The organism is Howardella ureilytica (assembly GCF_054657495.1).
In genome coordinates, this window is sequence record NZ_BAAHYP010000011.1 from 62,660 (window position 1) to 73,273 (window position 10,614).

The 10,614-nt window shown below is 40.1% G+C and carries 13 protein-coding genes; all 13 read right to left on the reverse strand.

Annotated features, from left to right (window positions below):
* Nucleotides 1-53: 53 nt before the first annotated feature.
* Nucleotides 54-584: a Holliday junction resolvase RecU gene (locus ACYQ1N_RS06315; RefSeq protein WP_459834044.1), complete on the reverse strand. Its 531-nt coding sequence runs from the start codon at nt 582-584 to the stop codon at nt 54-56.
* Complete coding sequence (locus ACYQ1N_RS06320; RefSeq protein WP_459834046.1) at nt 584-1,786, reverse strand: RluA family pseudouridine synthase; 1,203 nt, start codon at nt 1,784-1,786, stop codon at nt 584-586. The genes ACYQ1N_RS06315 and ACYQ1N_RS06320 overlap by 1 nt, the downstream gene beginning before the upstream one ends.
* A complete protein-coding gene (locus ACYQ1N_RS06325) occupies nt 1,783-3,279 on the reverse strand; it encodes an RsmB/NOP family class I SAM-dependent RNA methyltransferase (protein ID WP_459834048.1) in 1,497 nt (498 codons plus the stop codon). Before ACYQ1N_RS06325 ends, ACYQ1N_RS06320 begins: the two co-directional genes overlap by 4 nt.
* 2 nt (nt 3,280-3,281) lie before the next feature.
* Nucleotides 3,282-3,908, reverse strand: coding sequence for an ATP synthase subunit B family protein (locus ACYQ1N_RS06330; RefSeq protein ID WP_459834050.1), 627 nt, complete (start codon nt 3,906-3,908; stop codon nt 3,282-3,284).
* A gap of 49 nt (nt 3,909-3,957) precedes the next feature.
* Complete coding sequence (coaD, locus tag ACYQ1N_RS06335; RefSeq protein WP_459834052.1) at nt 3,958-4,458, reverse strand: pantetheine-phosphate adenylyltransferase; 501 nt, start codon at nt 4,456-4,458, stop codon at nt 3,958-3,960.
* Complete coding sequence (gene rsmD, locus ACYQ1N_RS06340) at nt 4,455-5,018, reverse strand: 16S rRNA (guanine(966)-N(2))-methyltransferase RsmD (RefSeq protein WP_459834054.1); 564 nt, start codon at nt 5,016-5,018, stop codon at nt 4,455-4,457. Before rsmD ends, coaD begins: the two co-directional genes overlap by 4 nt.
* A 15-nt stretch (nt 5,019-5,033) precedes the next feature.
* Nucleotides 5,034-6,053: an NAD(P)H-dependent glycerol-3-phosphate dehydrogenase gene (locus tag ACYQ1N_RS06345; RefSeq protein ID WP_459834056.1), complete on the reverse strand. Its 1,020-nt coding sequence runs from the start codon at nt 6,051-6,053 to the stop codon at nt 5,034-5,036.
* 5 nt (nt 6,054-6,058) lie between these two features.
* On the reverse strand, nt 6,059-6,730 hold the full coding sequence (locus tag ACYQ1N_RS06350; RefSeq protein WP_459834058.1) for a glycerol-3-phosphate acyltransferase: 672 nt from the start codon (nt 6,728-6,730) through the stop codon (nt 6,059-6,061).
* Nucleotides 6,731-6,732: 2 nt separating this feature from the next.
* Nucleotides 6,733-8,067, reverse strand: coding sequence for a ribosome biogenesis GTPase Der (der, locus tag ACYQ1N_RS06355; protein ID WP_459834060.1), 1,335 nt, complete (start codon nt 8,065-8,067; stop codon nt 6,733-6,735).
* A gap of 19 nt (nt 8,068-8,086) precedes the next feature.
* Complete coding sequence (locus tag ACYQ1N_RS06360) at nt 8,087-8,452, reverse strand: YraN family protein (protein ID WP_459834062.1); 366 nt, start codon at nt 8,450-8,452, stop codon at nt 8,087-8,089.
* Between the two features lie 164 nt (nt 8,453-8,616).
* Entirely contained in the window at nt 8,617-9,714 is a 1,098-nt protein-coding gene (locus ACYQ1N_RS06365; protein ID WP_459834064.1) for a PTS sugar transporter subunit IIC, read from the reverse strand.
* 117 nt (nt 9,715-9,831) lie between these two features.
* Nucleotides 9,832-10,053, reverse strand: a complete 222-nt coding sequence (locus tag ACYQ1N_RS06370; RefSeq protein ID WP_459834066.1) for a hypothetical protein — start codon at nt 10,051-10,053, stop codon at nt 9,832-9,834.
* 177 nt (nt 10,054-10,230) lie between these two features.
* On the reverse strand, nt 10,231-10,614 hold a 384-nt coding region (locus ACYQ1N_RS06375), incomplete at its 5' end, for an LPXTG cell wall anchor domain-containing protein (protein WP_459834068.1).

A 10,614-nucleotide genomic window follows, 5' to 3' on the forward strand; every position in this document is an offset into this window, starting at 1 on the left:
CATATTTTAAACAGCAAGTAAACAATTTTATTTTTATATTAATTATTATTAAATTATCTTGAACACAAATCCAGTTTTAATTGTTCCAGAAAATGAAGCGGTACACCGCCGCTTTGTTTTATTAAATATGATTTATTCACTTCATCATATCTGAAACTTTTTCTTCCGCCTTTTTTTGCCCTCTCCGAAAATTTTTCAATGTCTTTAAAGGGAATATAATAGCATTCATCTCTTCCTGTATACATAAGTATTATGAAGGAAATTCCGCTCTGCTTTTCAAACTTTCTCATAAATTCAATTTGATGTTCGTGAATGTTGGCAAGAGAATATGTATCGGAAGCACATTCTTTGGCATCAAAACATATCGGTACTCCCTGTACCACCCCCATATAGTCAACCGTTGATTTTTTGTCAAAGTAGGCAAGGCTTATCTGCCTTGTGTTTTCATCGATTTTAACGGGAGTTATGGGTGTCGGAATTTTTTGTATCACCGCCAGACCGGCCAGTTCATATTTTTCAACGGTCATGTTAATAAGTGCTTCCAGCCCCGATCCTCTCAGCCCTCTTGAATTCCATGTAGCCATTATGGTTTTAATTCTGTATTCACGTATAACTCTTCAATTGAATCGGAATACAGCCCTTCACCTTTCAGTATTTTTATAAATTGTTCCGGAAGTTCTGCGACATATTCTCCCATACCTTCAATATTCATCACATAAGCGTGAAGAAGCTGACTTTTAAGTCCGTATTTTGCCGTAAAATAATCATTCACGCTTTTTTGACCGTATTTATAATCTCCTATAAGCGGAAAACCGTATGATTTCATATGTGCTCTTATCTGATGGCTCTTTCCTGTTAAAAGGCCTATTTTCACCACCGTATATCTTCCGTTTGTAATTACGGGAGCAACAAGTGTCTGCACGGGAACATTTCCCTTTATCCAATATTTTGAAGGAAATGAATAAGAATTCGGGATATTTTCCACCATATCGATCGTAACTTTGTTGTTTCTCGTGTTTTTGCTCCACAGACCGTTGAGAAGCCGCGTATCCTTCATCTCTCCCGCAACGATACAAATATAATATTTTTTAACGGAACCCTTTTTTTGAGCATTTGATAAATACCGCAACCCCGATGTGGTTTTGCCGCCCGCGATTATTCCCGTTGTATTTCTGTCCAATCTGTTGGTTACGGCCGGACGAAAGATATCATCTTGTGACAACTGTCCCGTATCCGACATATAATCATACAGAGCTTCAATCATGGAATAATCACTCTCATCGGCCTTTTGAGAGAGAACGCCGTAAGGTTTATTAATCAATATTATATCTCTGTCTTCATATATAATATCTTTTTTATTAATTTGGAAATGCCTTTTTTCGCTCTCTTTTGTTGGAGCGTTTTTGAAACCTGTTTTAACCTTTTCCTCCGAAGATTTAACGTTTAATTCCGTTTTGATTTCGGAATATTTTCCGCTTTCAAAAACACATCCCCCGTTAAGACATATTCCCTCGTTCATGCTTCCGGATATATCGCCTGTCTCTTTTTCCGTCGATTTCCTGCTTCTGCCGGCAAATTTATCATATGTTTCATCGCTTAAGAAAAACTTTATAACATCTCCCTCCGAAACAATTTCGGAACCGGTTGCTTTTTTACCGTTAAGAGTAATATTTTTTTTTCTGAGCATTTTATAAAAAAACGAATCTTTCGCTTCGGGGAGAGATTTTCTTAAAATATTCATCAATTTACTTCCCTGCGTTAATTCATTAATCTTTAGTTCTCTCAATTCATCTTTCTCCATGCCGGCAAATATTTATTCTTAACGGTATTTTTCAGAAGTCTCCCCCAGCCCAGCGAAAAACCGTCAACGGCTATCAAAACAATCCCGTCAGACAGATTCATGTCATTTATTTCATTGTATTCCAATGTCAGAGTTTCGCCCTTTAAATATCTGTCTGCTCTGGGATCGTTACTGCTTAGATTAATTACATTTCCGTAGTCGTTTTTTGACAGTGCCAAAGCAAATGTTGTTGAGGGTTCAAATCTGTTTTTCTTCATATCTCCCATATAAAGGCCGTTTCTGAGAACCCTGTATTTTTTCCCTTCGGTAAAATCCGTTTCCGGAAGTAAAAATACCTTATCGTTTCTTATGACTATTCTGTCTTTATCCAAGATAAATGTTCCCGTCTTACGGTCTGTTCCTCCGAGTTCCGTTCCGTTAAGTGAGGATATAAATTCTTCCAATTCCTCGGGGAGTTTTGCGGAAGCGGTTTTATTATCGGCACCGGAGACCTTACGTTTGGTTTTTTTTGTTTTTTTAATCGGCGAGGCGATTATTTTTTCTGCCGCTTCAGAGCAAACACTGCAATCGACGTCTTCGTTTATGTTATTTTCCGCTTTTTTTCTGAGTAAAGCGACAAAATGACCTTCTCCTTCAATCATATACGGAATAAGCCTTGCGGTCTTTGCCATTTTCCCGCTTCCGTACTTAAATCCCTCAAATTGTCCGATATCGGCAATCTCAAAATCATTCCTTTGTTCAAGCAGATATTCTATTGTACCCTCGTTTTCCAATCTGTTAAACGTACATGTGGAATAAAGTATCTCTCCGCCCGGTTTTAAAAGATCCGCCGCCGTGAGAATGAGTTGCCTTTGTATTTTGGAATAGAAGTCCGGTCCCTGTTTTTTCCATGCTTCGAGGAGTTTAGCGTCTTTTCTGAACATTCCCTCCCCCGAGCACGGAGCGTCCAGCAATATTTTGTCAAAGAGAATATCCGAATATTTCAAAATATTATTGGTATCCTCAGACATAACGCATGAATTGGCAACTCCGAACAACTCCATGTTTTTAAGCAGAGCCTTCGCTCTTGATGCCGAAATATCGTTGCTTACCAACAGCCCCGTGCCTCCGAGTTTTGCGGCAAGTTCCGTTGATTTTCCGCCGGGAGCCGCACACATATCAAGAACCGTATCTCCCTTTTCTATGGGAAGAAGTGCCGCAGGCGTCATTGCGGAAGGTTCCTGTATATAGTACAATCCCGCAAAGTAATACGGATGATGAGTAGGCTTATCTTCATCCGTATAATAAAATCCGTTTTCCGTCCAAGGTACTTTTTTAAGAGTAAACGGACAGATCTTAAGGAAGTCTTCCGTACTTATTTTTAAATTATTAACACGAAGACCGAAATGACGCGGTCTGTCAAGGCTGTCTGTGAATAAATCATACTCAGCCCCAAGTAACTCTCTCATTTCGGTCTCAAATTCTATAGGTAATTCCATAATTACATTTCTACTTCAGAGAATAATTCGTCTTCGGTTACAATACTGTCCTGCTTTTCGGCCTCAGACTTTGAATGTTCGTCATTTCCGGCCGCAGGAGAAAGTTCGCTTCTGTTCTCGGCAACTATGGATAACACGTCCTTAAGACTTGTTATTACGGATGATTGGTGAATCTCCTGCTCCCTAAGCGCAGTCTGAGCTATAACCTGCACCTTGCCGAGAAGTTCATCCGTGTACTTAAGCGCTGATGTACGAATATTATCGGCATCATTCTGCGCACTTTCAACTATCCTGCCTGCGTCAGCCTGTGCTCTTTCAATAAGAGCCTGTGCCTGTTCAAATGCTTTCTGCATAATTTCATGGTCGTTGATCATTTTTTCGGTCTGCTTTGCGGCCGATTCAACGATAGCCTGTGCATGAGCTTCCGCATTGGCAATGATACTCTCCTTTTGTGAAACAAGGTTCTGATATTTTTTAATCTCTTCCGGAGTTTCACTTCTCAAATCTTCCAGGAAATTCTCTAAAACATCCTTCTCACAGATAACCTTTCCTCCGCCGCCGAATGTCGGAGATTTACAATCGTCAATGTATGCCTGTATATCATCAAGTGTCTGTTCTATCTGGCTCATCTCTGGTCCCCCTCAACAAAAATTACAACAAATCAATAGCATTGGATAATTATAGTACATCACGCTTTTTTCCGATATCATACTTGTCATATATTCGTCGGATTATCTGCTGTGGCACAAATTTATCAAGTTCTCCGCCGTTTTTTGCAATCTCCTTAACAATGCTTGAGCTTAAATATGAATACTCCAATGAAGTTGTTAAAAACACGGTGTCGACACTTGGTTCCATAACTCTGTTGGTTTGAGCCATTGCGATTTCATATTCAAAATCGGTAACGGCTCTCAGGCCTCTTATAAGTATGTGCACGTCTCTTTCACGCGCAAAATCCACTAACAGGCCCGAAAATGTGGCAACTTCCACATTTTCGTAATCTTTAAGTATATCCTCCAACATATTAACACGCTCATCAATAGTAAACAATGGTGTTTTCTCACTATTGTTAAATACGCCTACTATAAGGTGATCAATAAAGCTTGATGCTCTTTTTATGACATCCAAGTGTCCCAAAGTTATGGGATCAAAACTTCCCGCATATAGTCCTGTTTTCATATATTTTTATTTAAGCTAAAGAATAAATGTCTGTTATGTCTGTAATTCTTTATTCTGTTTAACTTAAAACCTCCGTATATATTACCCTCTTCCAAATCATCGGATAAATCTTCCTCAACAACCACAAGTGTATTTTCATTCACCAGTCTTGTCTTTGACAGCAGGCTCAATACATTTCTCCAGTATCCCCTGCCGTAGGGAGGATCCATTATAATTACATCAAACGGTCCGTCCGCATTCATGGTTGCACACATATCGGATACATCCCCCGTATACACGTCCGCTCTATCCGAAAAATGTGTTTTGTCAAGATTCTCCTTAATTACACTTGCCGCTTCTTTGCTTTTATCCACAAATACGGCTCTTTTGGCGCCTCTGCTTAATGCCTCTATTCCCAATCCGCCCGCGCCTGCGTATAAATCCAGAACGTAAGCGTCATAAAGATACGGATTAATTATATTAAATAAAGTTTCTTTAATCCTGTCCGTTGTCGGTCTTGTTTTATCCCCTTTAACGGATTTAAGAGGTATACTTCTTGCAACTCCCGCAATTACTCTCATAAAAAAGCCTTTCTGTCATCTGTCTTCTTCAGGCCATGGTATATTGCTTATTTCAATAATGTTGTCTCTAAGCATAAGATCCGACATTGCCTGCTTTGCAGTTTTTTTATTAAATAAAATACAGTTTACTTCGTTAACGATAGGCATTTCCACGCCGTATTTCTTTGCCGCGTTAAGAGTCGACCTGGCTGCATATACGCCTTCAACAACCATTCCGACTTCATCCATGGCTTCCTGAGTTGTTTTCCCCTGACCGATAAAGATGCCGGCTCTTCTGTTTCTTGAATGCATACTGGCGCAGGTCGCTATTAAATCTCCGATTCCCGACAGCCCGGCAAATGTCATTACGTTGGCTCCCATTGCGGTACCAAGCCTTGAAATTTCGGCAATTCCTCTCGTAATCAGAGTTGCCTTTGTATTATCTCCGTATCCCAATCCGTCGGCTATTCCCGCGGCAAGGGCTATAACGTTTTTAACGGCTCCGCCTATGGCTATGCCTAAAACATCCGGATTAATGTACACTTTAAACATATCCGAATTGAATATACTCTGTAAATATTCCGCATCGGATTTCTTTTTTGTTCCTATTACACATGAAGTAGGTATTCCTCTCGACACTTCTTCAGCGTGATTTGGTCCGAAAAGAATCGCAACCTTTGCCTGAGGGATTTCTTCTCTTATAACATCTTCCAATGTAAGAAGAGTATCTTCCTCAAATCCCTTTGCCACTTCAAGAATGATTTTATCCTTTTCAACAAAAGGAGACAGCTTCCTTGCAACGGATCTTGTATATATGGAAGCAACTGCAAGAACCACAACTTCCGCTTTCTTTACGGCCGTTTCCATATCCGAAGTAACTATAATGTTGTTATCCAATTTAATGCCCGGAAGATTTGGGATTTCTCTGTGCATTCTGATTATTTCAGCTTTATTTTCATTTGTTGAGCACAGATAAACTATATGCCCTTTTTTCGCAAGATGTATTGCAAGGGCTCCTCCCCATGTACCGGAACCTATTACGGTTATTATTTTCATATCAATCACCCTTTTCCGAACGTATGAGCTTCAGTCCCGTTAAGAAGCCTCTTAATGTTGACACGGTGCCTTATATAAGCAAGTGCGGTAATTATAATCATCAGAATATCAGCTTCCACCAGTCCCGGTCCCGAGATTCCAAGTCCTCCGAAAGCTCCGAATATAATAAATTCGATACAAAAGCCTGTTACCAATGACAATGAGGCAATTGACATATAATTAGTCAAAAACAACATAGCCAAAAATGTAATCAATCCTATCAGACACAGCAACCAGAAGTAATCAGGAAGCAGTATCAAAGAAAGATATACGCCTGCGGACGTGGCAATGCCCTTACCTCCCTTAAATCCGAATATGGCAGGATAATTATGACCGAGGACAACACCCAAACCGCTGTATAGCAATAAATTAACCGTATCAATCGGAGCCTTCAGTCCCACGCCGAATATAAGCCAGCAAATAAGAGCCGATAAAAACGCCTTTGTGATGTCTCCGATCATCGTGATAACGGCCGCTTTCTTTCCGAGGACTCTTCCCATGTTGGTTGTTCCGGGATTACCGCTTCCTTTTGACCTTATATCTACTTTTTTAATACGGCTGTACCAATGGGATGTAAGTATAAACATGCCGATTACATATCCTATAAGTACACAAATAATCTTAAATAATATTACCATTGTTAACCCCTTATACTGTCTTCTCTTTCTCTGTATATAAATCTCAACGACGTACCTCTGAACCCAAAGGTGTTTCTGAGATTATTTTCTATATATCTCGTATAAGAGAAGTGAGTTAAATTCTTGTCGTTTACAAAGATGACAAATGTAGGAGGTTTAACGCTCACCTGCGTCATGTAGTAAATACGAAGGTGTTTGCCCTTATCCTGAGGTGTTTCCTGCATAGCAAGAGCTCTTGTAAGTATTTCGTTAAGTGTACCGGTCTGGATACGCATGTTCTGATTTTCATTTACTATGTCGATAAGGTTAAATACTTTATCAATTCCTCTTCCCGTAAGCACGGAAATAAATATAATTTCGGCATACGGACAAAATGAGAGTGTCGCTTTTATTTTATCGGTCATTTCTTTCATGGTTCCGGTTTCTTTATCTTCCACGGCATCCCATTTATTAACCGCAATAATCAGTCCTTTACCCCTTTCATGGGCAATTCCCGCAATCTTTGCATCCTGTTCTGTCACGCCTTCCGTGGCATCTATCATAAGCACGACTATATCCGCTCTTTCCGCGGCTGTCACCGTTCTTATAATACTGAATCTTTCGATATCTTCTTTAATCTTGCTTTTTCTTCTCAGTCCGGCCGTATCTATAAATGTATATTCTTTTCCGTAATGCTTTACGGTGGTATCTATGGCATCTCTTGTGGTTCCGGCAATATCCGAAACTATAAGTCTGTTCTTTCCCACAAGCCTGTTAATCAGAGAAGACTTTCCGACATTCGGTTTGCCTACGACTGCAATTTTCAGTTTATCATCTTCCTCTTCTTCGTCGGTTTCCGGAGGAAAATGCGATACTACTTCATCAAGCATATCACCTATTCCCGTTCTGCCTGTTGCCGATACGGGAATAGGATCTCCGAGTCCCATGTTGTAAAACTCATATACAGCGGCCATTTCTTTTTCATAATTGTCAACTTTGTTGACTACAAGAACAACAGGCTTACCGGACTTCCTGAGCATCGTAGCCACTTTGTCGTCCGCATCCGTAAGCCCCTGCTTAACATCAACCACAAAACATATTACATCGGCGGTATCGATGGCTATTTGAGCCTGTTCTCTCATCTGCTGCAATATTATATTCTTACTGTCCGGCTCTATACCTCCGGTATCAATCATTGTAAACGACCTTCCGTTCCAATCCGATGACGCATAAATTCTGTCTCTTGTTACTCCCGGAGTATCCTGTACAATGGAAATTCTGCTTCCGGCAAGAACATTAAACAGTGTTGATTTACCTACATTCGGTCTTCCGACTATCGCAACTATCGGTTTACTCATATATCTCCTTTAATATGCTTCAGAAAGCATTTTTTATCCATTTAATATTTAATTCAGTTGTTCCGTCTATGGCAATAACATCGAATCTGACAAATGAATCCTGTCTCAGGCCTCTCTGCATAAGGTACCCCTGAGCGGTTCTTCTTATCCTTATTTGTTTTCTTACATTCACGGCTTCAACAGCCGTTCCGTAATTATTTCCGCTCCTGTATTTGACTTCCGCAAATACAATATATTTTCCGTCCTTTGCCACAATATCTATCTCGCCCGTTCTGTTAAAGTAATTATATTCAATAATATCCAGACCGTTTCGTGTAAGATATTCTCCCGCCAACAATTCTAAGTCATGCCCGACGGCTCTTTTATTATACTTACTTTTATACAATTATTCTCATCCGTATAAATAAATAGATTTCAACTTTTTTACAATTTTTTATTTTACTAAATTTGATATTGTCTATCAAGTTTTAGCTGTTATAACGATAAATATAAAAATATCGTTTCCGGCAGTCAGACGCGACTTTTCCGAAAACGATACATTAAAATCCGTCATTCTTTTGAAAGAGTTAAGTCACCGTCTTTAACCCATCCGAATTTTCTACATATTATGTTAATTACGGGCGCGATAACCGCAGGTAAAACGAATGATATCAATATCAGTCCAACCCAGTCGAATCCGGTTATTGCAGCCTTGCTTCCGTTTGCAATGTCATTTATCCAACCCTGGAAAACTCCTATCTGGCCTACCAGTCCGCATGTTCCCATTCCGGAATCAATGGCCGGTCCGTTCATTTGTAATTTAAATACACATGTGGCCAAAGGACCGGTTATGGCAGATGTTATTATAGGCGCAATCCAAATTCTCGGATTTTTTATTATATTGGGCATCTGAAGCATGGATGTGCCTAATCCCTGAGAAACAAGTCCTCCCCACTTATTTTCTCTAAATGACATAACCGCAAATCCTACCATCTGTGCACAGCATCCCGCGACGGCTGCACCTCCCGCAAGCCCCGTCAGTCCTAACGCTGCACATATTGCGGCACTTGATATGGGAAGCGTAAGTGCGATTCCCACAACCACCGATACCACTATTCCCATAAGAAACGGCTGTAATTCAGTGCTCCACATAATTACTCCGCCTACGGAGGAAGCCGCTTTACCGAGAGCGGGTGCAATAAGCCATGATAAAAATACACCGACACCTACCGTAGCCAGAGGTGTAACAAGTATATCTATCTTCGTTGAACCCGCAACAATTTTTCCGACTTCCGCGGTTATAATAGCCACAAACAATACAGCTATCGGACCGCCGGCACCTCCCAAAGCATTAGATGCAAATCCAACGGTTACCAGAGAGAATAAAACCAGGGGAGGACATTTTAAAGCCTTTCCTATTGCCACGGCCATGGCAGGACCGCTCATGGCGATTGCAAGTCCCCCCACCGTATAATTTACGCCGCCTATGGTCGCTATCGGTTCCGACAGAAAACCTATATGAAACAGCATACCTATGGTATTTATGATTGTTCCGATCAGCAAAGAACAGAACAACCCCTGAGCCATGGCTCCCAAAGCATCAATACCATAGCGTTTTACTGAGATTTCAATGTCTTTTTTTGCTAAGAAAGCTTTGAAAGTGCTCATGCATCATCCTCCGGAATAAAACAGATAACCAAAATAATTATAAAAACGGCGCTTCCGCCCTGATGAAAAAGTCATCTTGGGAAGAGGCACCGTTTTCGTATTATGTCGTATTAGTAATTATTCAACGTCACAGCTGTTGAATCCAGGCTTACATACTTTTTTGCCTTCTTTTTCTTCTTCTACATTGATAGGCTTTTCAGGAACTTCACAACTGTTAAAGCCGGGCTTGCATACCTTTTCTGTCTCTGCTGCAGGCTTTGCTTCAACCTTTTTTTCTTCTCCGACTATTTCACAGCTGTTGAATCCGGGCTTGCATACCACTTTTTTCTCTTCGCTCATAATACATACCTCCTATAAATAATTCATTATTTTCTTAAGTCTTTATTATTATATATTTTAAAAAATAAAATTGCAATAAGAGCAATTATTTTTCAAAATACCGATCTGGTTAAAAATTATTCAGAATTTTATCGTCATAATACAACTTAAATATTCCGACTTATCTGTTTTATATTTTTATTTTTTAATGTTTCTTCTTCTGAAATATACAAAAAACACGATTCCCGCTGCGATTACCGAACCGACAGACAGTGATACATAGAGCGCCGTCATGGTATTATCCCCGGTTTTCGGAGAATTGTCATTTGAACCCTTTGAGCTTTTAAGCTCAATTTCTTCAGAACCGGATGTATCATCATGCATGTTGCCCTGTCCGTTCTCCTGTGCTCTGTGATAAATGAAATCCAATACGTTTGCTTCGCCTTCACTTGCCAATGTCAGGTTTTTTGATGCATAGTCCGGAATATATCCCGATATATTTCTCGCATCTTTATATATTACATCATTTATGTCTCCGCTGCCGCTCTCTTCATCGGAAACAGCATTTCCGTCCGCATCCAG